The organism is Pseudomonas sp. S1(2024) (assembly GCF_046557535.1).
This window is the reverse complement of sequence record NZ_JBKGFP010000037.1, coordinates 90,720-116,318: the sequence shown is the minus strand read 5'-3', so window position 1 is coordinate 116,318 and position 25,599 is coordinate 90,720. Positions and strand designations below refer to the sequence as shown.

Below are 25,599 nucleotides of genomic sequence, written 5' to 3'. Positions count from 1 at the left end.
CCGTGCGTGCAATCTGGCTGCTGTTGTTGTGCTGTGTATTTCCCCTGCCGGGCCTGGCTGTGCCCGTATTCCATGGCCGCGCTACCTTCGAGGGGCCACGTGCGGAGCCGGCCGGCAGTGACCTGCGCTGGCTGTGGCAGCAACGGGTGTTGCGCCTTGGGGTGCTGGGCAGCGACCAGCCGCCGCTGGATGTGCTCGGCAACGGGCGTGCCTACGAGGGGATCACGGCCGACTACGCGGGGCTGGTGGCCGAACATCTGCACCTGGACATGCAGGTACAGGTGTTCGACTCGTTCGAGGCGGCGGTCGCAGCGTTGCACGAGGGCAGGGTCGACATGCTCGGTTCGGTCACCACTCAGCAGGCGCAGCAGGCCGGCTTGCACCTGTCGTCACCCTACGCCGAGGACCACCCCTTGCTGTTGGCCCAGGAGCGCAAGGTCGACATCGAGGGCACCGAGCGGCTGCGGCTGGTAATGGTGGATGGCTACCGAACAGCGGAGCAGGTCAGCCAGTACTACCCGCAGGCCAACCTTCAGGTACACCCCACCGCGTTCAGTGCCCTTGCCGCGCTGGCCCTCGGCCAGGCCGACCTGTACCTGGGAAATGCACTGGTCGCACGTTACGTACAGGGGCGCAGCCCATTCAGCGGTGTGGAGGAAATCGGCCATGCGGACCTGCCGCGCCAGGGCATCGGCTTTGCCATGCTCGACAACGGTACGCCCCTGCCGCGGCTGGTGGACACTGTGCTGGCGGGTATCAGCGCGAACCAGCGTGCACGCATACAGGCGCGCTGGAGCCCGCTGGCGAGCGGCGCGCGTTCGCGCCAGGCGGTGCACTTGAGCGAGGCTCAGCAGCGCTGGCTGGCTGCCAACCCGAAGGTGCGGGTGTTGGTGGACGAGCAAGTGCTGCCGCTGAGCTATCGCGACAGCAAGGGCCAGTTGCGCGGCCTCACCCTCGATGTGCTGCAACTGATCACCCGGCGTACCGGCCTTGAGTTCGACGTGCAGTCAGGGGCGGGCGTGGAGCAAATGATCGGCCAGGTAACCCAGGGCAAGGCGCAGCTGATTGCCGGGCTGCCCTACAGCGACAGCCTGACGCAGCGACTGGATTTCAGCCGTGCCTACCTCAGTGCTTCGCGGGTATTGGTCAGCCGCACGGGCGCCCAGGCGCCGGCCAGCCTCGAGCAACTGGCCGGGCGGCAGGTGGCGCTGGTCTGGGGCAGTGCAATGGTCGAACTGCTGCGGGAACTATATCCGCAGGTGCGCCAGCACTTGCTGCACGGCCCGCTGGAGGCCCTGCACGCGGTTGCCGATGGCCGGGTGGACGCGGCCTTGCTGACCCTTGACGACGCCCGGCCACTGGTCGCCCGCTGGTACCCCGGGCAGTTGCAGGTCAGTGCCAGCCTGGCCCTGCCGCCAGCGCACTTCGCCCTCGCCGGGGCCCGGGGTGCCAGCGAGCTGCTGGGCATCATCGACAGCGCGTTGCTCAGCCTTGCGCCGCACGAGACCAATGCGCTGGTGCGCCGCTGGCGCAACCCGATGATCGTCCCCGACGGCGCATGGCCGCGCTTGCGCGGCAAAATCCTGATCGGCTTTGGCATTGCCCTGTGCCTGCTGCTGATGGCCTTGCTGTGGATTCGCTACCTGGGCCGGTTGCAGGTACGGTTGCGGCGGGCCAAGCGTGCGGCAGATGCGGCCAACCAGGCCAAGACCGAATTTCTCGCCACCATCAGCCACGAGATCCGCACGCCGTTGCATGCGGTGCTGGGCATGCTCGAGCTGGCCCAGCGCAAGGCCGCGCAAGGTGTGCTTGATCGCCTGGCCATAGAGGTGGCTACCGAGGCGGCGCGCGGGTTGAAAGAGCTGATTGGCGACATACTCGACATCACCCGCATCGAAACGGGCCATCTGCAGCTTTCGCCACAACGGGTACGCGTGAGCGAGCTGGTCGGGCGGGTGGTGCAACTGTTCGAGCAACTGGCCCGTGGCAAAGGCCTGGAGTTGCAGATGCAGCTGAGTGGGGCAGTGGGAGCCGAGGTCATGCTCGACCCCCTGCGTTTCAAGCAGGTGCTGGCCAATCTGCTGAGCAACGCGATCAAGTTCACCCAGCGCGGGCGCATCGTGGTCAGCCTGCAGGCGGCTCCGGTAGACGGGCAGCTCGATATCGTGCTGCGGGTCAAGGACAGTGGCGTGGGCATCGCCGCCAGCGAGCTGGCGGCACTCGGCGAGCCGTTCAGGCAGGCCAGCAACCAGCGCCAGTCGCCACGTGCCAGCACGGGCCTGGGTTTGAACATCAGTCGCAGCTTGTGCCAGTTGATGGGCGGCAAGTTACAGCTGCGCAGCACGCTAGGGGAGGGCACCGAGGTGCAGGTGGAGCTCAAGTTACCGTTGTTGCCGAGCGCGGGAGCGCCACCTGGCACATCCTCCTTGCCGGATGTCGAACCAGGCGCGCGGCTGCGGGTATTGGTGGTGGACGACTATCCGGCCAACCGGCTGCTGTTGGCGCAGCAGCTGGATTATCTCGGCCACCAGGCCCGGGTGGCGGAAGATGGCGCACAGGCCTTGCGCCTGTGGTTGAAGGAGCATTTCGATGTGGTCATCAGTGACTGCAACATGCCGAGGCTGGATGGCGACGGACTGGCCCGAGCCATCCGCGAGCACGAGCGCCGCAGCGGGCGCCCGCGTTGCCGGTTGATCGGCCTGACCGCCAGCGCCCAGGAGGTCGATCGCAGGCGCAGCTGCGAGGCGGGGATGGATGATTGCCTGTTCAAGCCCCTGGACCTCGACAGCCTGACCCAGGCCCTGATCAGCGCACGGCCAGTGCCGGAACCCGATGACGGCAGCAGCCTGCTCGACCTGCAGCACCTGAGGCACCTGGTGGGCAACGACGAAGCTGCGCTGAAGGCGCTGCTGGGCGATCTGCGCGCCAGCAATCGTGAGGACCTGCAGCGCCTGGAAAGCCTCGGCGATGCGCCAGAGGCCATCGCCGGCCTGGCCCATCGGGTAAAGGGCGGCGCACGCATTGTCCGCGCCGGTGCCCTGGTTGCCCTGTGCGAGCAGGTCGAACGGTGTTGCCACGCCCAGCCGGTGGAGCGCGCTGCGCTCGGCCTGGCGGTACGTGCCATGGGCGACGCCATGCGGCGCCTCGAACGGCAGCTGGTGCGCCAGGCCGGGCAGGGCGTGGTGGGGTCATATCATGCCGAGCAACAACAACACCAACAGGATCACCAGCACCACGCCGATGATGCCGGACGGGCCATAGCCCCAGCTGCGCGAGTGCGGGAAGACCGGTAAGCCACCAATCAGCAGAAGGATCAGGATGATGATGAGGATCGTGGTCATGACGGAGTCCTTGCGTGGTTGAGGGTCAAGGGCCTCGGACTGCTGGCCTCTTGTAAATAAGGACTGGTGGTGAGTGTCAAAGATTCCATTTGTGTGCTGCCTGTACCGGCCCCTTGTTTAGACTCCTTTCACCAGTCAGCAGAACAAGGCCAGCCACCATGCAAAACCGCATCATGATCACCGGCGCCGGGTCCGGCCTCGGTCGCGAGATCGCCCTGCGCTGGGCGCGCGAGGGCTGGCGCCTGGCGCTGGCCGATGTCAACGAAGCCGGCCTGCGCGAAACCCTGGAGCTGGCCCGCGCAGCCGGTGGCGATGGCTTTGCCCAGCGTTGCGACGTGCGCGACTACAGCCAGCTCACCGCCCTGGCCCAGGCCTGCACCGAGCAGTTCGGTGGTATCGATGTGATCGTCAATAACGCCGGCGTTGCTTCGGGCGGGTTCTTCGCTGAACTGTCGCTGGAGGACTGGGACTGGCAGATCGCGGTCAACCTGATGGGCGTGGTCAAGGGCTGCAAGGCCTTTCTGCCGCTGCTGGAGCGCAGCAAGGGGCGAATCATCAACATCGCCTCGATGGCTGCGCTGATGCAGGGGCCGGGCATGAGCAACTACAACGTGGCCAAGGCCGGCGTACTGGCCCTGTCGGAAAGCCTGCTGGTCGAGCTACGCGAACTGGAAGTGGCGGTGCACGTGGTGTGCCCGTCTTTCTTCCAGACCAACCTGCTGGACTCGTTCCGCGGGCCGAACCCGGCGATGAAAGCCCAGGTTGGCAAGCTGCTTGAAGGCTCGCCGATCAATGCGGCGGACATCGCCGAATACATCCACCGGCAGGTTGCCGCTGGTGAGTTCCTCATCCTGCCCCATGAGGCCGGGCGCCAGGCCTGGAAACTGAAGCGTCAGGCACCTGAGCGGCTGTATGACGAGATGGCTGAGATGGCGGTGAAAATGCGGGCCAAGGCTCAGTAGCGATGATTCGTCTGTAAGGAAAGTTACCGGCAGATGTAGGGTGCTTCTGAATCACGGTAGAACTATTGAGTAGCCCTATGCTGTCAAGGCAGGCTCCGGTTTTCCCTTTCGCTGGAGGAACGGAGCATGCTAGTAATAGGGCGCGAAGTGGGAGAGATCATCGTGATTGGTGATGACATTCGGATCATGGTCGTGGAAACGCGGGACGGGATGGTGCGCTTTGGCGTGGATGCACCGCGGCAGGTACCGGTGCATCGGGCCGAGGTGTACAAGCGCATCAAGGAAGGGCAGCAGGCCAAGGCCCGCAGGGTTTGATGTTGCCTGTGCCGGCCTCTTCGCGGGCACTGCACCGCCCTCAAGACTTGTGAAATTCCTGTGGGAGCGGGCGAGCCCGCGAAGAGGTCAGACCTGTTAGTCGAGCAGCTCGCGGGGCACATCATGCTTGGCCAGCAACTGGCACTGCTGGCTTTCCGGGTCGAACAGGATGAACGCCTGGCCCTTGGCCAATGCCTGGCGCACCCGCAGCACGCGGGTTTCCAGCGGGGTGTCGTCGCCGTTGTCGGTACCGTCACGGGTGACGAAGTCCTCGATCAGGCGGGTCAGGGTTTCGGCTTGCAGTTGGTCGTAGGGGATCAGCATGGTGGGCGTTGCCTAGGTGTTGGTGGGGGCATGCTACGCGAAACATTCGGGTCTTTGAGCTCGCGTTGCGGCCCACTCGCCGGCAAGCCAGCTCCCACAGGGACAGCACAAAGCCTGGGCCTGTGGTGATCCTGTGGGAGCTGGCTTGCCGGCGATTGGGCTGCAAAGCAGCCCCCAGGGCCCTCAGCCCTTGTTGCCAACCAGGCTATCCACCGCCGGCACCCGCGTATCGCTTTCCATCTGTGCATCATGTTCCAGCTGGTGGCTGAAGCGCTCCAACGACGCATTGGCCGGCTGCGAATCACTGGCAAACACCGGCGGGCTCAGCAGGTACGCCGACAACAAGCGGCTCAACGCCGCCAGGCTGTCGATGTGTGTTCGCTCGTAGCCATGGGTGGCATCGCAACCAAAGGCTACCAGCGCGGTACGAATATCGTGCCCCGCCGTCACTGCCGAATGGGCATCGCTGAAGTAGTAGCGGAACAGATCGCGCCGCACCGGCAGGTCGTGGTCGCCGGCCAGTTTCAGCAGGTGCCGGGACAGGTGGTAGTCGTAAGGCCCCGACGAGTCCTGCATGGCCACGCTCACTGCATGTTCGCTGGAGGCCTGCCCGGGCGCCACCGGGGCGATGTCGATGCCGACGAACTCGCTGACGTCCCAGGGCAGGGCGCCAGCCGCTCCCGAGCCGGTCTCTTCGGTGATGGTGAACAGCGGGTGGCAGTCGATCAACGGTTGGCGGCCGCTTTCCACCACGGCTTTCAGCGCCGCCAGCAGCGCTGCCACGCCGGCCTTGTCGTCCAGGTGGCGGGCGCTGATGTGGCCGCTTTCGGTGAATTCGGGCAGCGGGTCGAAGGCAACGAAATCACCGATGCTTACACCCAGCGCCTCGCAGTCGGCGCGGGTGGCGCAGTAGGCGTCCAGGCGTACCTCAACGTGCTCCCAGCTGACCGGCATCTGGTCGATGGCGGTGTTGAAGGCATGCCCGCTGGCCATCAGCGGCAGCACGCTGCCCCGGTATACGCCGGTATCGGTGAACACGCTGACCCGGCTGCCTTCGGCGAAGCGGCTGGACCAGCAACCGACCGGCGCCAGGGCCAGGCGGCCGTTGTCCTGCAACTGGCGCACGCTGGCGCCGATGGTGTCCAGGTGAGCGGACACGGCGCGGTCGGGCGAGGTCTGGCGGCCCTTCAGGGTGGCGCGGATGGTGCCGCGGCGGGTCAGCTCGAAAGGGATGCCCAGTTCGTCCAGGCGCTCGGCCACGTAGCGCACGATGGTGTCGGTGAAACCGGTGGGGCTGGGGATGGCGAGCATCTCCAGCAGCACGCGCTTGAGGTAGTCGAGATCGGGTTCGGGATGTCGGTCGGACATGGTTGGGGGACTCCTTTACTCCTGTGCCGGCCTCGTCGCGGGCACGCCCGCTCCTACAGGAACCCCACAAGTCTCGAGGGCTGTGCTGGACCTGTGGGAGCGGGCGAGCCCGCGAAGAGGCCATCAGCCTTTACGCCAAAGGCCGGCTATGCGGAAACAGCAGATCGATAAAACGCTCGGCGGTCGGTTGCGGTTCATGGTTGGCCAAGCCGGCACGCTCGTTGGCCTCGATGATCACGTACTCCGGTTGCCCGGCATCACGCACCATGAAGTCCAGCCCCACCACCGGGATCTCCAGCGCCCGTGCAGCGCGCACGGCGGCGTCGGCCAGCACCGGGTGCAGGCGTTCGGTCACGTCTTCCAGGGTGCCGCCGGTGTGCAGGTTGGCGGTGCGTCGCACGGCCAGGCGCTGGCCGGCGGGCAACACGTCGTCGTAGCCAAAGCCCGCCGCGCGCAGGGTGCGCTCGGTTTCGTCATCCAGTGGAATGCGGCTTTCGCCACCGGTTGCGGCCTGGCGCCGACGGCTCTGGGCATCGATCAGCTCGCGGATGCTGTGCTTGCCATCGCCCAGCACTTGCGCTGGGTGACGGATGGCTGCCGCCACCACTTCGTAGCCGATCACCACGATGCGCAGGTCATGCCCGGCATGGAAGCTTTCCAGCAACACGCGGCTGTCGAACTGGCGGGCATGCGCCACGGCTTGGGTGATGTCGTCGATGCAGGTGAGGTTCACCGCCACTCCCTGGCCTTGCTCGCCATCGACCGGCTTGACCACCACCGCGCCATGCTCTTCGAGAAACGCCAGGTTGTCGTCGGCATTGCCGGCCAGCTGCTGCGCCGGCACCTGCAGCCCGGCATTGTGCAAGGCATGTTGGGTAAGGCGCTTGTCCTGACACAGGGTCATGGTCACGGCGCTGGTCAGGTCGCTGAGCGACTCACGGCAGCGAATGCGGCGCCCGCCCAGGCTGAGGGTGAACAGGCCGCCAGCGGCATCGTCCACTTGTACCTCAATGCCTCGACGCAGCGCTTCGTCGACGATGATGCGTGCGTAGGGGTTGAGGTCGGCTTGAGGCCCCGGCCCCAGAAACAGCTGTTCGTTGATGCCGTTCTTGCGCTTGACCGCGAAGGTCGGCAGGTTGCGAAAACCCAGCTTCTGGTAAAGGCGCTTGGCCTGGCGGTTGTCGTGCAGCACCGACAGGTCCAGGTAGGCCAGGCCGCGGCTCATGAAGTGTTCGATCAGATGGCGCACCAGCACCTCGCCCACGCCGGGGCGGGTGCAGTGCGGGTCTACCGCCAGGCACCAGAGGCTGCTGCCGTGCTCGGGGTCGTCGAACGCCTTGGCGTGGTTCAGGCCCATGACACTGCCGATTACCGCGCCGCTGTCTTCGTCCTCGGCCAGCCAGTACGCCGGGCCGCCCAAGTGCAGAGGCGTAAGCAGCTCGGCGTCCACCGGCAACATGCCGCGCGCCTGGTACAGGGTGTTGATCGCCTGCCAGTCGCCCGGGTTCTGCGCCCGGCGCACGCGAAAGCCGCGGAACACCCGCTGCGCCGGGCGGTAGTCGGTGAACCACAGGCGCAGGGTGTCGGACGGGTCGAGGAACAGTTGCTGCGGGGCCTGGGCCAGCAGCTGCTGCGGCGCGGCCACGTACAGGGCGATATCGCGCTCGCCGGGGCGTTCTTCCAGCAGGTCGGCGGCCAGGTCGGCCGGGTTGGGGTAGGTGTGGCCGATCAGCAGCCGGCCCCAGCCGCAATGTACTGCGCGCGGCTGGTTGTGGGGCTGGCTGCCGTCGCCGGCCAGGCGCGCCTGCAGGCGCTCGTAGGACGGCGCCTGGCCGCGCAGCAGGCGCTGACCGTAAGCGATTTCATGGGCTTTCATCGGTCAGATTCCTTGTTCGCTCAGCCACAGGTTCAGCGCCGCCAGCTGCCACAGCTTGGAGCCGCGTAGCGGTGTCAGCTGGCCGTGCGGGTTGCTCAGCAGGCGGTCGAGCATGGCCGGGTTGAACAGCCCGCGGTCCTGGCTGGGGTCGGTCAGCAGTTCACGTACCCAGCCGAGGGTGGCGCCTTCCAGATGCTTCAGGCCCGGCACCGGGAAGTAGCCCTTCTTGCGGTCGATCACCTCGTGCGGGATCACCCGCCGCGCCGCCTGCTTGAGCACCTGCTTGCCGCCGTCGGGCAGCTTGAAGCGTGCCGGAATGCGTGCCGAAAGCTCCACCAGCCGGTAGTCGAGGAATGGTGTGCGTGCCTCCAGGCCCCAGGCCATGGTCATGTTGTCGACCCGTTTGACCGGGTCGTCGACCAGCATCACCGTGCTGTCCAGGCGCAGCGCCTTGTCTACCGCATCGGGGGCGCCAGGGCGGGCGAAGTGTTCACGGACGAAGTCGCCCGCTGCGTCGCTTTCCAGCAGCCAGGGTGCCTGCACGGTGTCGCGGTACTCGGCGTGGCTGCGATCGAAGAAGGCTTCGCGGTAGGCGGTAAAGGCATCCTCTGCGCCGTCCACCTGCGGGTACCAGTGGTAGCCGGCGAACAGCTCGTCGGCGCCCTGGCCGCTTTGCACGCCCTTGCAGTGCCTGGCCACTTCCCGCGACAGCAGGTAGAAGGCGATGCAGTCATGGCTGACCATGGGTTCGCTCATGGCGCGGAAGGCGGCTGGCAACTGGTCGATGATTTCGTGCTCGGCAATGCGCAGCTGGTGGTGACGGGTGCCGTAGTGCTTGGCGATCAGGTCGGAGTACTGGAACTCGTCGCCGCGTTCGCCACCGGCATCCTCGAAACCGATGGAGAAGGTCGACAGGTCATCCACGCCCACTTCGCGCAGCAGGCCGACCAGCAGGCTGGAATCGACCCCGCCAGACAGCAGTACACCTACGTCCACTGCTGCCCGTTGGCGAATGGCCACGGCGTCGCGGGTGGCGTCGAGCACGCGGGTGGTCCAGCCTTCCAGGTCCAGCTCACGTTCATCGGGGTTGGCGCCGTAGTGCAGCTGCCACCAGGTCTGGCGTTCCACTTCGCCATGACGATCGATGCGCATCCAGGTACCGGGTTCCAGCTTTTGCACGTTGGCCAGCAGGGTGCGTGGCGCCGGCACCACGGCGTGGAAATTCAGGTAGTGGTTGAGTGCCACCGGGTCGAGCATCGGGTCGATGTCACCACCTTTGAGCAGCGCTGGCAGGGTCGAGGCGAAGCGCAGGCGCTCGCCGTTGCGCGACAGGTACAAGGGCTTTACGCCCAGGCGGTCGCGGGCGAGGAACAGGCGCTGGTTGTCGCGTTCCCAGATGGCCAGGGCGAACATGCCATTGAGCTTGGGCAGCAGGGCCGCGCCCCAGGCGTGGTAGCCCTTCAGCAACACCTCGGTGTCGCCGTCGGACCAGAAACTGTAGCCCAGGGCCTGCAGCTCCTGGCGCAGTTCGGGGAAGTTGTAGATGGCGCCGTTGAAGGCCAGCGACAGGCCCAGGGTGTTGTCCACCATCGGCTGGGCAGAGCCGTCGGACAGGTCCATGATTTTCAGGCGCCGGTGGCCGAGGGCGATCGGGCCTTGGCTATGGAAGCCCCAGGCATCCGGGCCGCGGGGCGCCAGGTGGTGGGTTATGCGCTCTACCGCAGCCAGGTCGGCTGGGCGAGGGGCTTGGTCGATGGGTGTAAAACGCAACTCTCCTGCTAATCCGCACATAGGTCCTTACCGGTTTTTCCGTTGGGGAGGGGGTGCCCCGGATTAGGGCACCTTAAGGAACTGACCCATGTGGTTTGCGAGAGTTTTAGATCGATCTGTTATATGGGGCTGCTGCGCAGCCCTTCGCGGGCTCGCCCGCTCCCACAGGTTCACCACCGGCCTGGGGCCTTGCGCGGTCCCTGTAGGAGCTGGCATGCCGGCGATTGGGCTGCGCAGCAGCCCCCGGCCCGATCACTTCCCGCGAATCAACCTGCGCAAGGCAAACCGATTCGGGTGGCACGCCTCCGCCACCGCCCGTGGCATCGGCAGCGGTTCCCCGCATACCCACGCCGCCACCAGTTCGCCGCTCAACGGCGCCGTGATCAACCCGCGCGAGCCGTGCCCGCTGTTCACATACAACCCATCCAGCCAGGGGCAGGCCACATCCGGCACCTGCCGCGCATCCCGGCCCAGCACTGCATAGGCCTGGGCGAACGCCTGCGCATCCGCCACCGGCCCGACGATCGGCAGGTAATCCGGGCTGGTGCAACGGAACGCTGCACGCCCCTGCAACTGCCCGGGGTCCAGTTCGGCGGCGCCCAGGCGCTGGGCAAGGTCGACCGAAATCTCGTCCAGCAATGCCAGGTTGCCCTGGTGCTCGGCTACCGTCGGCGCCAGGTCTGTGCTGTGGAAGTCGAAGCTCGCGCCCAAGGTGTGTTCATCGCCGCGCGGCGGCGCTACATAGCCTTCCGCACACACCACGGTGCGCAGCGCGCGGCTGCTGGGGGTGGCCGGCAGGCGGGTGATCTGCCCGCGGATGCGCTTGAGCGGCAGCTGCGCGCATGGTTCGAAGCGCAGTATGTCGGCGGCACCGGCCAGCACCACCACCGGCGCGCTGGCCAGCAAACGTTCGCCAGCCCAGGCTTGCCACTGCCCGTCGACCTTGCGCAGCTCGAGCACCTCCTGGTGCGTCAGCAGGCGAATACCCGGGTGCTGCAACTGCTGCTGGCACAGCGCCGGCGGGTGCACCCAGCCACCTTCGGGATAGAACAGCCCGCCAGCCGGCAAGGCCACACCTGCGATGGCTTCGGCTTCTGCACGTTCCAGCGAGTGCAGCAGGCCATGTTCGAAGGCCCCAGCCAGTTTGCCCTGGCGTTCGGCTTCCTTGCTGTCGAAGGCCAGTTGCAGCACGCCGCAGGCATCCCAGTCGTGGCCACGTTGCAGGCGCTGCAGCTGGCGCCGGGTGTAGCCGAAACCGGCGAGGATCATCTGCGACAACGCCGTGCCATGGGCGGACAGCTTGAGGTACAGCACCCCTTGCGGGTTACCCGAAGCTTCCCGAGCTGGCGTGTCGTGGCGTTCCAGCACGGTAACCTGCCAGCCACGCCGTGCCAGGCTGGCGGTGGTGGTGCTGCCGGCGAGCCCGGCGCCTATCACCAGCGCTTCACGCGGCCCCGCAACGGCAGCCGGGCGCGCATACCATGGCGCACCGGGGCTGGGCACAGGGCCGACATAGGCGCCGCTCATCACTTCCCATTTCTTGCCGATGCCCGGCACCTTCTTCATGGCGAAGCCGGCATCGACCAGGCTGCGGCGTACCCAGCCGGTGGTGGTGAAAGTGCCTAGCACCGTGCCCGGGTGTGACAGCCGTGCCAGTTGCGCGAACAGCTCCGGGGTCCACATGTCGGGGTTCTTGGCCGGCGCGAAGCCGTCGAGGAACCACACATCGATCTGCGCATCGAGTTGCGGCAGCTGCTCCAGTACGTCGCCTATCAGCAGGGTGAGGGTGACCCGGCCGTTGTCGAAGGTGAACTGCTGGAAGCCAGGGTGCACCGCCACGTACTGCTCCAGCAGGGGCTGGCTGTAGGCCGCCAGTTCCGGCCACAGGCGTATGGCACGGGCCAGATCGTCGCGACCGAGGGGGTATTTTTCGACGCTGACGAAATGCAGGCGGGCCTCGGCATGGGCGTGCTGCTCGAACAGTTGCCAGGCGCAGTAGAAATTCATGCCGGTGCCGAACCCGGTTTCGCCGATCACCACGCAGGCGTGCGGGGCGAGGTTGGCAAAGCGCTCGGCCAGACGGGTTTGCCCGAGAAACACGTGCCTGGTTTCTTCGATGCCTTCGTTGACTGCGAAATAGACGTCGTCGTATTGCCGCGAATGGGGGCGGCCCTGGTCGTCCCAGTCGATCTGGGCGTGCTGGAGGAGGGTGGACATGGTTGGCTCGGTTGCAGCGGATGGGCGGATTTTATGCCATCTGAGGATTTTGCGCTGGCTGTGCCGGCCCTATCGCCGGCAAGCCAACTCCCACAGGTACTGCACAAGCCTTCAAATCCGCTAGTCTTGCTTATCCATTGAAGGAGCCAGTGCATGTTCGAATCCGCAGAAATCGGCCACAGCATCGACAAGGAGGCTTACGACGCCGAGGTACCCGCTTTGCGCGAGGCCCTGCTCGAAGCCCAGTACGAACTCAAGCAGCAGGCGCGCTTCCCGGTGATCGTGCTGATCAACGGTATCGAAGGCGCCGGCAAGGGCGAGACGGTCAAACTGCTGAACGAGTGGATGGACCCGCGCATGATCGATGTGCTCACCTTCGACCAGCAGACCGACGAAGAGCTGGCCCGCCCGCCGGCCTGGCGCTACTGGCGGGCCCTGCCACCCAAGGGGCGGATGGGCGTGTTCTTCGGCAACTGGTACAGCCAGATGCTGCAGGGGCGGGTGCACGGGGTGTTCAAGGATGCCGTGCTCGACCAGGCCATCACCGGCGCCGAACGGCTGGAGGAGATGCTGTGCGACGAGGGGGCGCTGATCATCAAGTTCTGGTTCCACTTGTCCAAGAAGCAGATGAAGGCGCGGCTGAAATCGCTCAAGGACGACCCGCTGCACAGCTGGAAAATCAGCCCGCTGGACTGGCAGCAGTCGGAAACCTACGACCGTTTCGTGCGCTTTGGTGAGCGCGTTCTGCGCCGCACCAGCCGCGACTATGCACCGTGGCATATCATCGAAGGCGTCGACCCGAACTACCGCAGCCTGGCGGTAGGGCGCATCCTGCTGGAAAGCCTGCAGGCGGCACTGGCCAGCAACCCCAAGGACAAGCACCGGGGCAACGTTGCACCGCTGGGCCGCAGCATCGACCAGCTTAGCCTGCTCGGCGCGCTGGACATGACCCTGCGCCTGGACAAGGCCGACTACCAGGAGCAACTGGTCACCGAACAGGCCCGCCTGGCAGGCCTGCTGCGTCACAAGCACATGCGCCGGCATGCCTTGGTGGCGGTGTTCGAAGGCAACGACGCTGCCGGCAAAGGAGGGGCGATCCGCCGCGTGGCGGCAGCGCTGGATCCGCGCCAGTACCGCATCGTGCCAATTGCCGCACCCACTGAAGAAGAACGCGCGCAGCCATACCTGTGGCGGTTCTGGCGGCACATTCCGGCGCGTGGCAAGTTCACCATCTTCGACCGTTCCTGGTATGGCCGGGTGCTGGTGGAACGTGTGGAAGGCTTCTGCAGCCCGGCCGACTGGATGCGTGCCTACAGCGAGATCAACGATTTCGAGGAACAGCTGGTGAATGCCGGCACGGTGGTGGTCAAGTTCTGGTTGGCGATCGACCAGCAGACCCAGCTGGAGCGTTTCGAAGAGCGCGAGCAGATCCCGTTCAAGCGTTACAAGATCACCGAGGATGACTGGCGCAACCGCGACAAGTGGGACGACTATGTCCAGGCGGTGGGCGACATGGTCGACCGCACCAGCACCGAGATTGCGCCGTGGACGCTGGTGGAGGCCAACGACAAGCGCTGGGCGCGGGTGAAGGTGTTGCGCACCATCAACCAGGCGCTTGAGGCGGCGTTTGCCAGGGACAAGAAATAGCCAGGCTTGTTGGTTGCCTGTTCTGGCCTCTTCGCGGGCACGCCCGCTCCCACAGGATTTGCACACACTCTGAATCTTGTGGGGTCCCAGTGGGAGCGGGCGTGCCCGCGAAAGGGCCAGAACAGGCAGCACAACTGCCAAGCCATGCCGCAGAAGAATGACCTGATGAATTCTTTTCCCGGCACCCGCCACCGTCCCCGCCTTTCAAGCCCGTAGAATTCAACCACCCCCACCACGGGCTCGATCGAGGATTTTATGCACACCATTACCGGCCGCTGGGGCTATGGCCTTTTCCTGGCACTTTTGACGGCGTTGCTCTGGGGCATCCTGCCGATCAAGCTCAAGCAGGTGCTGCAAGTGGTCGACCCGGTCACCGTCACTTGGTACCGCCTGCTGGTCTCCGGCGGCCTGCTGTTCGCCTGGCTGGCCGCCAAGCGCAGGCTGCCTTCCTTCAGCAAGCTGACGCCCAAGGGCAAAGGCCTGGTGGTAGTGGCCGTGCTTGGCCTGATGGGCAACTACGTGCTGTACCTGATCGGCCTGAACCTGCTCAGCCCGGGCACCGCGCAACTGGTCGTGCAGATTGGCCCCGTTCTGTTGCTGGTGACCAGCGTGTTCGTGTTCCGCGAACGCTTCAGCCTGGGGCAGGGCGTGGGCCTGCTGATCCTGCTGGCGGGGTTCGGGCTGTTTTTCAACCAGCGCCTGGAAGAGCTGCTGACCTCGCTCGGCACCTATACCACCGGCGTGCTGACCATCCTGCTGGCCACCAGCGTCTGGGTGTTCTATGCGCTCAGCCAGAAGCAGTTGCTGACGGTGTGGCATTCGCAGCAGGTAATGATGGTGATCTACCTCAGTTGCGCCGCGCTGCTGACACCCTGGGCCCACCCGTTGGAGGCGTTGCAGCTGACCCCGGTGCAAGGCTGGCTGTTGCTGGCCTGTTGCCTGAACACCCTGGTGGCCTATGGCGCGTTCGCCGAGGCGCTGGCGCACTGGGAGGCGTCGCGGGTGAGTGCCACGCTGGCGCTGACCCCGCTGGTGACCTTTGTCGCGGTGGCACTGGCGGCGTTGGTCTGGCCTGAGTATGTGCACGCCGAGGACATCAATGCCCTGGGTTATGTGGGGGCAGTGACGGTGGTGCTGGGTTCGGCGCTGGTGGCGCTGGGGCCTTCGTTGGTGGCCGGGTGGCGCGCCCGCAGGGCGCGGTTGGCCCAGGCTCATTGATCGCCTGTACCGGCGCTTTCGCGGGCTTGCCCGCTCCCACAGGTACTGCACCAATCTGCAAGACTGTGGAGATCCTGTGGGAGCGGGCAAGCCCGCGAAGAGGCCGGTACAGGCGACAGGTGATCTAGCCTTTGCCCCCCGGAGCCAGCATGTTCTCCGGCCTCACCCACTGGTCGAACTGCTCATTGGTCAGGTACTTCAACTCCAGTGCCGCCTCGCGCAAGGTCTTGCCTTCGCCATAGGCCTTCTTGGCAATTTCCGCCGCCTTGTCATAGCCAATATGCGGGTTCAGCGCCGTCACCAGCATCAACCCCCGTTCCAGGTGCGCCGCCATCTGCTCGGCATCCGGCTCGATGCCCGCCACGCAGTGCTGCTGGAAGTTGCGGCAGCCGTCAGCCAGCAATTCGATCGACTGCAGCAAGTTGTGGATGATCACCGGCTTGAACACGTTCAGTTGCAAATGCCCCTGGCTGGCGGCAAAGCCGATCGCCGCGTCGTTGCCCAGCACCTGACAGGCCAGCATCGACAGCGCCTCGCACTGGGTAGGGTTGACCTTGCCTGGCATGATCGAGCTGCCCGGCTCGTTGGCCGGCAGGCGTACCTCGGCCAACCCGGCGCGCGGGCCGGAACCCAGCAGGCGCAGGTCGTTGGCGATTTTCATCAGGGCCACGGCCAGGGTCTTCAGGGCGCCGGCCAGGCTGGTCAGCGGTTCGTGGCCGGCGAGGGCAGCGAACTTGTTCGGCGCAGTGACGAACGGCAAGCCGGACAGCGCCGCCAGCTCGGCGGCGATGGCTTCGGCAAAACCATGCGGGGCGTTGAGCCCGGTACCCACGGCGGTGCCGCCCTGGGCCAGCTCGCACACTGCCGGCAGGGTGGCGCGGATGGCGCGCTGGGCGTAGTCGAGCTGCGCGACGAAGGCCGAGACCTCCTGGCCGAAGGTGATCGGCGTGGCGTCCATCATGTGCGTGCGGCCGGTCTTTACCAGCTTGTGGTGGCGTGCCGACAGCTCGGCCAGCCCCGAGGACAGCTCTGCGATGGCCGGCAGCAGCTTGTCGTGCACCGCCTGCGCCGCAGCGATATGCATGGCGGTGGGGAAGCAGTCGTTGGAGCTCTGCGAGCGGTTGACGTGGTCGTTGGGGTGCACGGGCGCCTTGCCGCCACGGCCCTTGCCGGCCAGTTCATTGGCCCGACCGGCGATCACTTCGTTGACGTTCATGTTGCTCTGGGTGCCGCTGCCGGTCTGCCAGACCACCAGCGGGAACTGGTCGTCATGCTCGCCGCCCAGCACTTCGTCGGCGGCCTGTTCGATCAGCCGGGCGATGTCGGCTGGCAAGTCACCGTTACGGTCGTTGACGCGTGCCGCGGCCTTCTTGATCAGCGCCAGGGCATGCAGCACCGCGATGGGCATGCGTTCCTTGCCAATGGCGAAGTTGATCAGCGAACGCTGGGTCTGCGCACCCCAGTAGGCGTCCTCAGGAACTTCGACCGGGCCCAGGCTGTCTGTCTCGATACGGCTCATTCTGTACTCACTCCTGTGTAGTTCGAAATCGCAGTTTAGGCCCTGATTCGACCGAGCGGTTCCGTCGCTCGTCGTGCCACTTGAGCACATCGCCACCACGGCGCAGAATGCTCTACTCTGAGGTACCCGCCTCCCTTTCTTCTGAAGGAAATGCAATGACCCGTCTCCGTGTCCTTTGTGCCGCCGTTGCCCTGGCTTGCGCCAGCGGCCAGGTACTCGCTGCCACCGCCAGCCACAATGCTGCTGCCGAGAAATTCCTGACCCTGGCCAACGCCGACAAGCTGGGCACCCCGGTGTACATGCAGGTCCAGCAGATGTTCGCCCAGCGTTTCGCCCAGACCAAGGCCCCGGCCACCAAGCAGTCGGTGCTGGAAAGCTACCAGGCCAAGGCCAACGCCGCGCTGGACAACGCCATCGGCTGGAACAAGCTGAAGCCGAAGATGGTCGACCTGTACACCCAGACCTTCACCGAGCAGGAGCTCAAGGACCTGGTCAAGTTCTACGAATCGCCGCTGGGCAAGAAAGTGCTGCGCGAAATGCCCAAGGTCACCCAGCAGTCGGCCCAGCTGACCCAGCAGAGCCTGGAGCCAGCGGTACCGGTGGTGAACAAGCTGCTGGACGACATGACCAAGGAACTGGACCCGAACGCTGGCAAGGCCGCCGCCCCGGCGAAGAAGTGAGTACGCCGCGATGACCATGCAACAGCGTATCGAACAGCAGCTGGCCGCCCTGGCGCCGCAACACCTGCAAGTGCTCAATGAAAGCCACATGCACAGTCGTGGTCAGGAGACCCACTACAAGGCAGTGATTGTCAGTGAGCAGTTTGCCGGGTTGAACAGCGTCAAGCGCCACCAGAAGGTGTACGCCACCATGGGTGAGCTGATGGGCGAGATCCATGCCCTGGCCATCCACACCTACACCGCCGAAGAGTGGGCCAAGGTCGGCGTTGCACCGGCCTCGCCGGTGTGCGCGGGCGGCGGGCACTGAAACCTTGTTGTTGTTCTGGTAGAATCCGCAACATCCCAAAAGGGGGCTGCTGTGCAGCCCATCGCCGACAAGCCGGCTCCCACAGGTAAAGTGCCCTTCTTGAGTGTGGCGCAATACCTGTGGGAGCTGGCTTGCCGGCGATGGGGCGCGCAGCGGCCCCCTGTTTCTTGTGTAACCCGGTCCGCCCCTTACGAGGGCAACCACTGGAGATCCTGCTTCATGTCCCAACCCATCGTCGTCGCGGCGCTGTACAAGTTCGTCACCCTGGAAGACTACGTCGAGCTGCGCGAGCCGCTGCTCAAGACCATGCTCGACAACAACGTCAAGGGCACCCTGCTGCTGGCCCACGAGGGCATCAACGGCACCGTGTCGGCCACCCGCGAAGGCATCGACGGCCTGCTGGCCTGGCTGCGCAACGACCCACGCCTGGCCGATGTCGACCACAAGGAGTCGTACTGCGACGAACAGCCGTTCTACCGCACCAAGGTCAAGCTCAAGAAAGAGATCGTAACCCTCGGCGTACCGGGCGTGGACCCGAACCAGGCGGTCGGCACCTACGTCGAGCCCAAGGACTGGAACGCGCTGATCAGCGACCCGGAAGTGCTGCTGATCGACACCCGCAACGACTACGAAGTGGCCATCGGCACCTTCAAGGGCGCCATCGACCCGAAGACCGAAACCTTCCGTGAGTTCCCCGACTACATCAAGGCCAACTTCGACCCCAGCAAGCACAAGAAGGTTGCCATGTTCTGTACTGGCGGTATCCGTTGCGAAAAAGCCTCCAGCTACATGCTCGGTGAAGGCTTCGAGGAGGTCTATCATCTTAAGGGCGGCATCCTGAAATACTTCGAGGAAGTGCCTCAGGAAGAAAGCCTGTGGGACGGCGACTGCTTCGTCTTCGACAACCGCGTCACGGTGCGCCATGACCTGAGCGAAGGCGAGTACGACCAGTGCCACGCCTGCCGCCACCCGATCAACGCAGAGGAGCGCGCGTCCGAGCACTATTCGCCAGGGGTCAGCTGCCCGCACTGCTGGGACACCCTGAGCGAGAAGACCCGGCGTAGCGCCATCGACCGGCAGAAGCAGATCGAGCTGGCCAAGGCCCGCAACCTGCCGCACCCGATCGGTTACAACTACAAAGCCGAGGCTTGATGCATGTCTGCACGCCTGATCTATGTGATGGACCCGATGTGCTCCTGGTGCTGGGGTTTCGCACCCGTGGCAGCGGCCCTGATCGCCCAGGCGCGTGACGCAGGCGTGCCTACCCGCCTGGTGCCGGGCGGGCTGCGTACCGGCGGCAGTGCCCTGGACAGCTCTACCCGCAAGTACATCCTTGAACACTGGCAGGCGGTGGCCGACGCCACCGGCCAGCCGTTCCGCTTCGAGGGGGCCATGCCCGACGGCTTCGTCTACGACACCGAGCCGGCCTGCCGTGCCCTGGTCACCGCCCGCGAGCTGGACGCCGAACGCGTCTGGCCGCTGCTGGCGCTGATCCAGCGTTCGTTCTACGAGCAGGGCGTGGACGTCACCATTGCGCCGCATCTGGTCGACCTGGCCGAACAGGCAGGCTTCGACCGCACCGTGTTCGCCGAGGCCTTCGCCTGTGCCGACACCCGCGCCGCCACTGCAGCCGATTTCAGCTGGGCCCAGGACCTGGGCATCGCCGGTTTCCCGACCTTGCTGGCCGAACGCAATGGCCAACTGGCCCTGCTGACCAACGGCTATCAGCCGCTGGAGCGCCTGCAACCCTTGCTCGGCCGCTGGCTGCAGCAGGCCGCCTGTGCTTGATGTGCCTGGGTCACCCGACCCGGTGCCGGGCAAGCCCCACACTGCGGCCGATCGACTGAGCTGGGCGGAAATCCGCCGCCTGGCCCTGCATCACAAGAAAAACCTCTGGTCCGCCAACTTCATCGCCGTATTGGCGGCCTGCTGCAGCGTGCCTATCCCGCTGCTGCTGCCGCTGCTGGTGGACGAAGTGCTGCTGGGCCATGGCGATGCCGCGTTGAAGTGGATGAACCACCTGCTGCCATCCAGCTGGCAGGTGGCCGCGGGCTACATCGGCCTGATGTTGCTGCTGACCCTGTGCCTGCGCCTGGCCGCGCTGGCGTTCAACGTGATCCAGGCCAAGCTGTTCGCCGGCCTGGCCAAGGACATCGTCTATCGCCTGCGCATTCGCCTGATAGAGCGGCTCAAGCGCATCTCGCTGAAGGAATACGAAAGCCTGGGTAGCGGCACGGTAACCACCCATCTGGTCACCGACCTGGACACCCTCGACAAGTTCGTCGGCGAAACGCTGAGCCGCTTCCTGGTGGCCATGCTGACCCTTACCGGCACGGCGGCCATCCTGATCTGGATGCACTGGCAGCTGGCCATGCTGATATTGCTGTTCAACCCGCTGGTGATCTATTTCACCGTGCAGTTGGGCAAGCGCGTCAAGCACCTGAAAAAGCTCGAGAACGACAGCACCGCACGCTTTACCCAGGCGCTGGCGGAAACCCTCGACGCCATTCAGGAAATCCGCGCCGGTAACCGCCAGGGCTACTTCCTCGGTCGCCTTGGCCTGCGCGCCCGCGAAGTGCGGGACTACGCCGTGGACTCGCAGTGGAAGAGCGATGCCAGCGGCCGCGCCAGTGGCCTGCTGTTCCAGTTCGGCATCGATATCTTCCGCGCCGCGGCCATGCTCACCGTGCTGTTCTCCGACCTGTCGATCGGCCAGATGCTGGCGGTGTTCAGCTACCTGTGGTTCATGATCGGCCCGGTGGAGCAACTGCTCAACCTGCAATACGCCTACTACGCCGCCGGCGGCGCATTGAGCCGCCTCAACGAGCTGCTGGCACGTGCCGACGAGCCGCAGTACCCGGCGGCCAGCAACCCGTTCGCCGGCCGCGAGACGGTAGGTATCGAAGTACGCGACCTGCGCTTTGCCTATGCCGACGAACCGGTGCTCGAGCACCTCGACCTGTCCATCGCCCCGGGCGAGAAGGTGGCGATAGTCGGCGCCAGCGGTGGTGGCAAGAGCACCCTGGTGCAGCTGTTGCTGGGGCTTTACAGCGCCCAGGCCGGCACCATCCGCTTTGGCGGTGCCAGCCTGCAGGAAATTGGCCTGGAAACCCTGCGTGAAAACGTCGCGGTGGTGTTGCAGCACCCGTCGTTGTTCAACGACACCGTGCGCGCCAACCTGACCATGGGCCGTGACTGCAGCGATGAGGCCTGCTGGCAGGCGCTGCGTATTGCCCAGCTGGATGCCACCATCGCCGCCTTGCCGCAGGGCCTGGACAGTGTGGTGGGGCGCTCCGGCGTGCGCTTGTCCGGTGGCCAGCGCCAGCGCCTGGCCATTGCCCGCATGGTGCTGGCCGAACCCAAGGTGGTGATCCTCGACGAAGCCACCTCGGCCCTGGATGCCGCCACCGAATACAACCTGCACCAGGCCCTGGCGCGCTTCCTCAGCGGCCGCACCACACTGATCATCGCCCACCGCCTGTCGGCGGTGAAACAGGCCGACCGGGTGCTGGTGTTCGACGGCGGGCATGTGGCCGAGGATGGCGACCACCAGCAGCTGATTGCCGAGGGTGGGTTGTACGCCAAGCTTTACGGGCACCTGCAGCAGAGCTGAATTTGTGGCTGCCTGTGCGGGCCCTATCGCCGGCACGCCGGCTCCCACAGGATTACCACAGGCCTGAGCATTGTGGGGTACCTGTGGGACCTGGCTTGCCGGCGATAGGGCCGGGAAGGCCGTGCGAAAACCCCCGGGTTTCCTGTCATAAAAAACCCAACCGCGAGGATGGCAAATGGCCTACGCTGTGCTTTGTCTGGGTTGATTTGCGCCTTATCTGCTCTGTGACAGGGACTCCATGAAGGGACATCGCACTCTAGAAGCGCCAAAGTTGCTCGGCATCACCTGGCCCTTCATCGCCGTTGTGGTCTTCCAGGTAGCCTTGGGCAGCCTGAGCCTTTATACGCTCTCGGCCGTGCGTGCCTACGTCGCGGGCGAAAGCCTGTGGTCCAAGGCGCAGAAAGACGCCATCTACTACCTCAACCTGTACGCCGAAACCCGCGACGACAGCACCTATCAGCGCTATCGCCAGGCCATCACCGTGCCCCAGGGCGATCACCAACTGCGCGAAGTGATGGACCAGCCCAGCCCCGACCTGGATGCCGCGCGCCAGGCCGTGCTGCAAGGCGGTAACCACCCCGACGATGTCGAGCGGATCATCTGGTTCTACCGTAACTTTCGCAACGTAAGCTACATGCAGACGGCCATCGACTACTGGGACATCGGCGACGACTACCTGGGCAAGCTGGATATGCTGGCCGTGGAAATGCGCAGCAGCTTCGCCGCTGGCTCGGTCGACGCCCGCACGGTAAGCGACTGGAAGGCGCGCATCGTCACCATCAACGAAGGGGTAACCCCGGCCGCCAAGGCGTTCAGCGATGCCTTGGGCGAAGGCTCGCGCATGCTGCTGCGGGTGCTGCTTATCACCAACCTGCTGACCGCGATGTTCCTGATTGCCATTGCCTGGCGCCGCTCCAGCAAGCTGCTGGCCCAGCGTCAGGCCTTTGCCAGCGCCCTGCAAGAAGAAAAGGAGCGGGCGCAGATTACCCTGCAGGCCATTGGTGATGCGGTGATTACCACCGATGTGGAGGGCAGTATCGGCTACATGAACCCGGCCGCCGAACAACTGACCCACTGGCAGGCCGGCCAAGCCCAGGGCCTGCCGTTGTCGGCGCTGTTCAGCCTGGTGGACGAGCAGGCCGAGGAAGACGGCCGCAGCCTGGTCGAGCAGGTGCTCAGCGGCAGCCTCAAGGGCGGCGCCGAGCATGCCCGGCTGATCCAGCGCCTGGACGGCAGCACTGTGTCGGTCAACCTGGTCGGCTCGCCGATCGTCAATGACGGCCAGGTCAGCGGTATCGTGCTGGTGCTGCACGACATGACCCAGGAGCGCCAGTACATCGCCAACCTGTCCTGGCAGGCGACCCATGACGCCCTGACCGGCCTGGCCAACCGCCGCGAGTTCGAATACCGCCTGGAGCAGGCGCTCAATGACCTGGCGCGCCAGGCCGGGCGGCATTCGCTGATGTTCCTGGACCTCGACCAGTTCAAGCTGGTCAACGATACCTGCGGGCATGCCGCTGGCGACGAGCTGCTGCGGCACATCTGCGCCGTGCTGCAGTCCGGCCTGCGCGAGGGCGATACCCTGGCCCGGCTGGGTGGTGACGAATTTGGCGTGCTGCTGGAAAACTGCCCGCCCGACCAGGCCGAGCGCATTGCCGAGCAGCTGCGCCAGCTGGTGCAGAGCCTGCATTTCGTGTGGAAAGGGCGGCCGTTCGTCACCACCGTCAGTGTCGGCCTGGTGCACATGGCCCAGTCCCCCGGCACCCTCGAAACCTCGCTGCGCGCCGCCGACATGGCTTGCTACATGGCCAAGGAAAAGGGCCGCAACCGCGTGCAGGTGTACCATGCCGACGACAGCGAGCTGTCCATGCGCTTTGGTGAAATGGCCTGGATCCAGCGCTTGCACGTGGCCCTGGAAGAAAACCGCTTCTGCCTGTACGCCCAGGAAATTGCCCCGCTGAAAACCTTCGAAGGCCCCGGCCATATCGAGATCCTGCTGCGCCTGCACGACGAAAGCGGGCGTACCATCCTGCCCAGCAGTTTCATCCCGGCGGCCGAGCGCTACGGCCTGATGACCGCGCTGGACCGCTGGGTGGTGCGCAATGTGTTTCTGGTCATCCGCCAGTGCCTGGACGAAGGGCGCGAGGGGCCGCTGTCGATCTGCGCGATCAACCTGTCGGGGTCGAGCATTGGCGATGACAAGTTCCTCGAATACTTGCAACGCCTGTTCGTCGAATACGCCATTCCGCCACGGATGATCTGTTTCGAAATCACCGAAACCAGCGCCATAGCCAACCTTGGCAGCGCCATCCGTTTCATCAACGAGCTGAAGGGGCTGGGTTGTCGCTTCTCGCTCGATGATTTCTGCGCCGGCATGTCGTCGTTCGCCTATCTCAAGCATTTGCCCGTGGATTACCTGAAGATCGACGGGAGTTTCGTCAAGGACATGCTCGACGACCCGGTCAACCGGGCCATGGTCGAGGTCATCAACCACATCGGTCACGTAATGGGCAAGCGCACCATTGCCGAATTCGTCGAAACACCCTTGATCGAGCAGGCCTTGCAGGAAATCGGCGTGGATTACGCCCAGGGCTACCTCATCGAACGCCCTCAGGTGTTCACCTGTGACAGTCTGCAGCGCCAACGGATCGCCACCCGGCCTCTGTTGCAGCGGGCACCTGGCACGTTTCGCTAGCTAGAAATCACAAGGATCAAGGAGCTGAAAGTGATTGACGCATTCGTTCGTATCGGGCCTTTGATGGATCCCGCCAGCTACCCCCAATGGGCCCAGCAACTGATTGAAGACTGCCGCGAGAGCAAGCGCCGGGTAGTCGAGCATGAGTTCTACGCGCGCCTGCGCGATGGCCAGTTGAAGCAATCGACCATTCGCCAGTACCTGATCGGTGGCTGGCCGGTGGTGGAGCAGTTTTCGCTGTACATGGCCCACAACCTGACCAAGACCCGCTATGGCCGGCACCAGGGCGAAGACATGGCGCGGCGCTGGCTGATGCGCAACATCCGTGTCGAGCTTAACCACGCCGACTATTGGGTGAACTGGTGCCAGGCGCATGGCGTGCACCTGCACGAGCTGCAGGCCCAGGAAGTGCCGCCTGAACTGAACGGCCTGAACGACTGGTGCTGGCGCGTGTGCGCCACCGAGAACCTGGCCATTTCCATGGCGGCGACCAACTACGCCATCGAAGGTGCGACCGGTGAATGGTCGGCGGTGGTGTGCTCCACCGACACCTATGCCCTGGGCTTCCCGGAGGACCAGCGCAAGCGGGCGATGAAGTGGCTGAAGATGCATGCCCAGTATGACGACGCGCACCCGTGGGAGGCGCTGGAGATCATCTGTACGCTGGCTGGCGAGAACCCGACACTGGGGCTGCGCAATGAACTGCGCAAGGCGATTTGCAAGAGCTACGACTGCATGTACCTGTTCCTGGAACGGTGCATGCAGCTGGAAGGGCGCCAGCAAGGGCGCATGCGCCCGGTTTTGGCAGCGGGCTGATCGCTCTCCTGTCCCGGCCTCTTCGCGGGCTCGCCCGCTCCCACAGGTATGGCGCAGTCCTCAAGGGCTGTGGTGATCCTGTGGGAGCGGGCGCGCCCGCGAAGAGGCCGGTGCAGGCTTACTGGGCGTTGAAGGCCTGCCCATTCACCCCTTTGCTGTCCGGCCCCATCAGGTACAGGTACACCGGCATGATCTCTTCCGGCAGCGGGTTGTTCTGCGGGTTTTCGCTAGGGTAGGCCTGTGCCCGCATCGCCGTGCGCGTGGCACCGGGGTTGATGCTGTTGGAGCGCACCGGTGCCACGCCTTCCAGTTCATCGGCCAGGGTTTGCATCAGGCCCTCGGTGGCGAACTTGGACACGCCATAGGCGCCCCAGTAGGCCCGGCCCTTGCGCCCGACACTGCTGCTGGTGAACACCACCGAAGCGTCTTCCGACAGCTTCAGCAGCGGCAGCAGGGTGCTGGTGAGCATGAAGGTGGCATTGACGTTGATGTGCATCACGCGCATGAAGTTGTCACCCGACAGCTGCTCCAGCGGCGTACGCGGGCCGATGATCGAAGCGTTGTTCAGCAGGCCGTCGAGGCGGCCGAACTGGTCTTCGATCATCACCGCCAGTTCGTCGTACTGGTGGGGCAGGGCGGTTTCCAGGTTGAACGGGATCACCACGGGTTGCGGGTGCCCGGCGGCTTCGATCTGGTCGTAGACCTCGTTGAGATTGGACTCGGTCTTGCCCAGCAGCAGCACAGTAGCGCCCAGCGCAGCGTAGGCCTTGGCGGCAGCGGCGCCGATGCCGCGGCCGGCACCGGTAACCAGGATGACCCGGCCTTGCAGCAGGTCGGGACGGGCGGTGTAGTCGAACATTGTGTATTCCCTATTTATGGCGCGACACATACCCTTGTGGGAGCGGGCGTGCCCGCGAACAGCGGCGAAGCC

19 protein-coding genes and 1 pseudogene are annotated in these 25,599 nt (G+C 65.2%); 12 read left to right on the top strand and 8 right to left on the bottom strand.

Going from position 1 to position 25,599, the window contains the following annotated elements:
- Positions 1-2: 2 nt before the first annotated feature.
- A pseudogene (locus tag ACLCGK_RS11030) lies at positions 3-3,077 on the top strand (transporter substrate-binding domain-containing protein); the annotation flags it as partial.
- Between the two features lie 111 nt (positions 3,078-3,188).
- Here the strand turns inward: ACLCGK_RS11030 and ACLCGK_RS11025 are convergent.
- The gene (locus ACLCGK_RS11025) at positions 3,189-3,341 is read right to left on the bottom strand and encodes a DUF3309 family protein (protein ID WP_003252624.1); all 153 of its coding nucleotides are present in this window, start codon (positions 3,339-3,341) and stop codon (positions 3,189-3,191) included.
- Positions 3,342-3,499: 158 nt separating this feature from the next.
- Between ACLCGK_RS11025 and ACLCGK_RS11020 the strand changes: the two genes are divergently transcribed.
- Together ACLCGK_RS11020 and csrA are read left to right on the top strand one after the other, a co-directional pair.
- Positions 3,500-4,303, top strand: coding sequence for an SDR family oxidoreductase (locus ACLCGK_RS11020; RefSeq protein WP_410951995.1), 804 nt, complete (start codon positions 3,500-3,502; stop codon positions 4,301-4,303).
- A gap of 126 nt (positions 4,304-4,429) precedes the next feature.
- On the top strand, positions 4,430-4,618 hold the full coding sequence (csrA, locus tag ACLCGK_RS11015) for a carbon storage regulator CsrA (protein WP_003259056.1): 189 nt from the start codon (positions 4,430-4,432) through the stop codon (positions 4,616-4,618).
- Positions 4,619-4,714: 96 nt separating this feature from the next.
- Here the strand turns inward: csrA and ACLCGK_RS11010 are convergent, their stop codons facing one another.
- From ACLCGK_RS11010 to mnmC, 5 genes are all read right to left on the bottom strand, one after another.
- Positions 4,715-4,942, bottom strand: a complete 228-nt coding sequence (locus ACLCGK_RS11010; RefSeq protein ID WP_013971435.1) for a YheU family protein — start codon at positions 4,940-4,942, stop codon at positions 4,715-4,717.
- Positions 4,943-5,125: 183 nt separating this feature from the next.
- Positions 5,126-6,310, bottom strand: a complete 1,185-nt coding sequence (locus tag ACLCGK_RS11005) for an osmoprotectant NAGGN system M42 family peptidase (protein WP_085617662.1) — start codon at positions 6,308-6,310, stop codon at positions 5,126-5,128.
- A gap of 130 nt (positions 6,311-6,440) precedes the next feature.
- Complete coding sequence (gene ngg / locus ACLCGK_RS11000) at positions 6,441-8,186, bottom strand: N-acetylglutaminylglutamine synthetase (RefSeq protein WP_410951994.1); 1,746 nt, start codon at positions 8,184-8,186, stop codon at positions 6,441-6,443.
- A 3-nt stretch (positions 8,187-8,189) separates the two neighbouring features.
- The gene (locus tag ACLCGK_RS10995) at positions 8,190-9,977 is read right to left on the bottom strand and encodes an N-acetylglutaminylglutamine amidotransferase (RefSeq protein WP_410951993.1); all 1,788 of its coding nucleotides are present in this window, start codon (positions 9,975-9,977) and stop codon (positions 8,190-8,192) included.
- A 231-nt stretch (positions 9,978-10,208) separates the two neighbouring features.
- Positions 10,209-12,173 carry a bifunctional tRNA (5-methylaminomethyl-2-thiouridine)(34)-methyltransferase MnmD/FAD-dependent 5-carboxymethylaminomethyl-2-thiouridine(34) oxidoreductase MnmC gene (gene mnmC / locus ACLCGK_RS10990; protein ID WP_410951992.1) on the bottom strand — a complete coding sequence of 655 codons (1,965 nt, stop codon included), beginning with the start codon at positions 12,171-12,173 and terminating at the stop codon, positions 10,209-10,211.
- Positions 12,174-12,326: 153 nt separating this feature from the next.
- On the opposite strand from mnmC, the gene pap reads away from it, so the two are divergent.
- Together pap and ACLCGK_RS10980 are read left to right on the top strand one after the other, a co-directional pair.
- The gene (gene pap, locus ACLCGK_RS10985) at positions 12,327-13,820 is read left to right on the top strand and encodes a polyphosphate:AMP phosphotransferase (RefSeq protein ID WP_085721647.1); all 1,494 of its coding nucleotides are present in this window, start codon (positions 12,327-12,329) and stop codon (positions 13,818-13,820) included.
- A 255-nt stretch (positions 13,821-14,075) separates the two neighbouring features.
- Positions 14,076-15,038, top strand: a complete 963-nt coding sequence (locus ACLCGK_RS10980; RefSeq protein WP_410951991.1) for a DMT family transporter — start codon at positions 14,076-14,078, stop codon at positions 15,036-15,038.
- 124 nt (positions 15,039-15,162) lie between these two features.
- On the opposite strand, the gene ACLCGK_RS10975 is transcribed toward ACLCGK_RS10980, so the two are convergent.
- The gene (locus tag ACLCGK_RS10975; protein ID WP_054573483.1) at positions 15,163-16,557 is read right to left on the bottom strand and encodes a class II fumarate hydratase; all 1,395 of its coding nucleotides are present in this window, start codon (positions 16,555-16,557) and stop codon (positions 15,163-15,165) included.
- A 155-nt stretch (positions 16,558-16,712) separates the two neighbouring features.
- Between ACLCGK_RS10975 and ACLCGK_RS10970 the strand changes: the two genes are divergently transcribed.
- The 7 genes from ACLCGK_RS10970 to ACLCGK_RS10940 all read left to right on the top strand — a co-directional run bounded on the left by ACLCGK_RS10970 (position 16,713) and on the right by ACLCGK_RS10940 (position 24,668).
- Positions 16,713-17,237 (top strand): DUF2059 domain-containing protein, encoded by a 525-nt coding sequence (locus ACLCGK_RS10970; protein ID WP_225776760.1) that lies wholly within the window; start codon positions 16,713-16,715, stop codon positions 17,235-17,237.
- A gap of 10 nt (positions 17,238-17,247) precedes the next feature.
- On the top strand, positions 17,248-17,544 hold the full coding sequence (locus tag ACLCGK_RS10965; protein WP_003252644.1) for a BolA family protein: 297 nt from the start codon (positions 17,248-17,250) through the stop codon (positions 17,542-17,544).
- Between the two features lie 219 nt (positions 17,545-17,763).
- The gene (locus tag ACLCGK_RS10960) at positions 17,764-18,696 is read left to right on the top strand and encodes a rhodanese-related sulfurtransferase (RefSeq protein ID WP_013971443.1); all 933 of its coding nucleotides are present in this window, start codon (positions 17,764-17,766) and stop codon (positions 18,694-18,696) included.
- A 3-nt stretch (positions 18,697-18,699) separates the two neighbouring features.
- Positions 18,700-19,332, top strand: a complete 633-nt coding sequence (locus ACLCGK_RS10955) for a DsbA family protein (RefSeq protein ID WP_015269296.1) — start codon at positions 18,700-18,702, stop codon at positions 19,330-19,332.
- Entirely contained in the window at positions 19,325-21,157 is a 1,833-nt protein-coding gene (locus ACLCGK_RS10950; RefSeq protein ID WP_054573485.1) for an ABC transporter ATP-binding protein, read from the top strand. The genes ACLCGK_RS10955 and ACLCGK_RS10950 overlap by 8 nt, the downstream gene beginning before the upstream one ends.
- Before the next feature lie 238 nt (positions 21,158-21,395).
- Positions 21,396-23,852, top strand: a complete 2,457-nt coding sequence (locus ACLCGK_RS10945; protein ID WP_410951990.1) for an EAL domain-containing protein — start codon at positions 21,396-21,398, stop codon at positions 23,850-23,852.
- 30 nt (positions 23,853-23,882) lie between these two features.
- Positions 23,883-24,668, top strand: a complete 786-nt coding sequence (locus tag ACLCGK_RS10940) for a TenA family transcriptional regulator (RefSeq protein ID WP_015269299.1) — start codon at positions 23,883-23,885, stop codon at positions 24,666-24,668.
- A gap of 118 nt (positions 24,669-24,786) precedes the next feature.
- Here ACLCGK_RS10940 and ACLCGK_RS10935 read toward each other — a convergent pair whose 3' ends face one another.
- Positions 24,787-25,527, bottom strand: a complete 741-nt coding sequence (locus ACLCGK_RS10935; RefSeq protein WP_013971448.1) for a YciK family oxidoreductase — start codon at positions 25,525-25,527, stop codon at positions 24,787-24,789.
- Positions 25,528-25,599: the final 72 nt, after the last annotated feature.

Coding starts and splice junctions, on each gene's coding strand:
- ACLCGK_RS11025 (WP_003252624.1), bottom strand. CDS start 3,341: ATGACCACGATCCTCATCATCATCCTGATCCTTCTGCTGATTGGTGGC.
- ACLCGK_RS10955 (WP_015269296.1), top strand. CDS start 18,700: ATGTCTGCACGCCTGATCTATGTGATGGACCCGATGTGCTCCTGGTGC.
- ACLCGK_RS11005 (WP_085617662.1), bottom strand. CDS start 6,310: ATGTCCGACCGACATCCCGAACCCGATCTCGACTACCTCAAGCGCGTG.
- ACLCGK_RS10995 (WP_410951993.1), bottom strand. CDS start 9,977: ATGTGCGGATTAGCAGGAGAGTTGCGTTTTACACCCATCGACCAAGCC.
- csrA (WP_003259056.1), top strand. CDS start 4,430: ATGCTAGTAATAGGGCGCGAAGTGGGAGAGATCATCGTGATTGGTGAT.
- ngg (WP_410951994.1), bottom strand. CDS start 8,186: ATGAAAGCCCATGAAATCGCTTACGGTCAGCGCCTGCTGCGCGGCCAG.
- ACLCGK_RS10975 (WP_054573483.1), bottom strand. CDS start 16,557: ATGAGCCGTATCGAGACAGACAGCCTGGGCCCGGTCGAAGTTCCTGAG.
- ACLCGK_RS11010 (WP_013971435.1), bottom strand. CDS start 4,942: ATGCTGATCCCCTACGACCAACTGCAAGCCGAAACCCTGACCCGCCTG.
- ACLCGK_RS10945 (WP_410951990.1), top strand. CDS start 21,396: ATGAAGGGACATCGCACTCTAGAAGCGCCAAAGTTGCTCGGCATCACC.
- ACLCGK_RS10935 (WP_013971448.1), bottom strand. CDS start 25,527: ATGTTCGACTACACCGCCCGTCCCGACCTGCTGCAAGGCCGGGTCATC.
- ACLCGK_RS10960 (WP_013971443.1), top strand. CDS start 17,764: ATGTCCCAACCCATCGTCGTCGCGGCGCTGTACAAGTTCGTCACCCTG.
- ACLCGK_RS11020 (WP_410951995.1), top strand. CDS start 3,500: ATGCAAAACCGCATCATGATCACCGGCGCCGGGTCCGGCCTCGGTCGC.
- ACLCGK_RS10970 (WP_225776760.1), top strand. CDS start 16,713: ATGACCCGTCTCCGTGTCCTTTGTGCCGCCGTTGCCCTGGCTTGCGCC.
- ACLCGK_RS10980 (WP_410951991.1), top strand. CDS start 14,076: ATGCACACCATTACCGGCCGCTGGGGCTATGGCCTTTTCCTGGCACTT.
- pap (WP_085721647.1), top strand. CDS start 12,327: ATGTTCGAATCCGCAGAAATCGGCCACAGCATCGACAAGGAGGCTTAC.
- ACLCGK_RS10965 (WP_003252644.1), top strand. CDS start 17,248: ATGACCATGCAACAGCGTATCGAACAGCAGCTGGCCGCCCTGGCGCCG.
- mnmC (WP_410951992.1), bottom strand. CDS start 12,173: ATGTCCACCCTCCTCCAGCACGCCCAGATCGACTGGGACGACCAGGGC.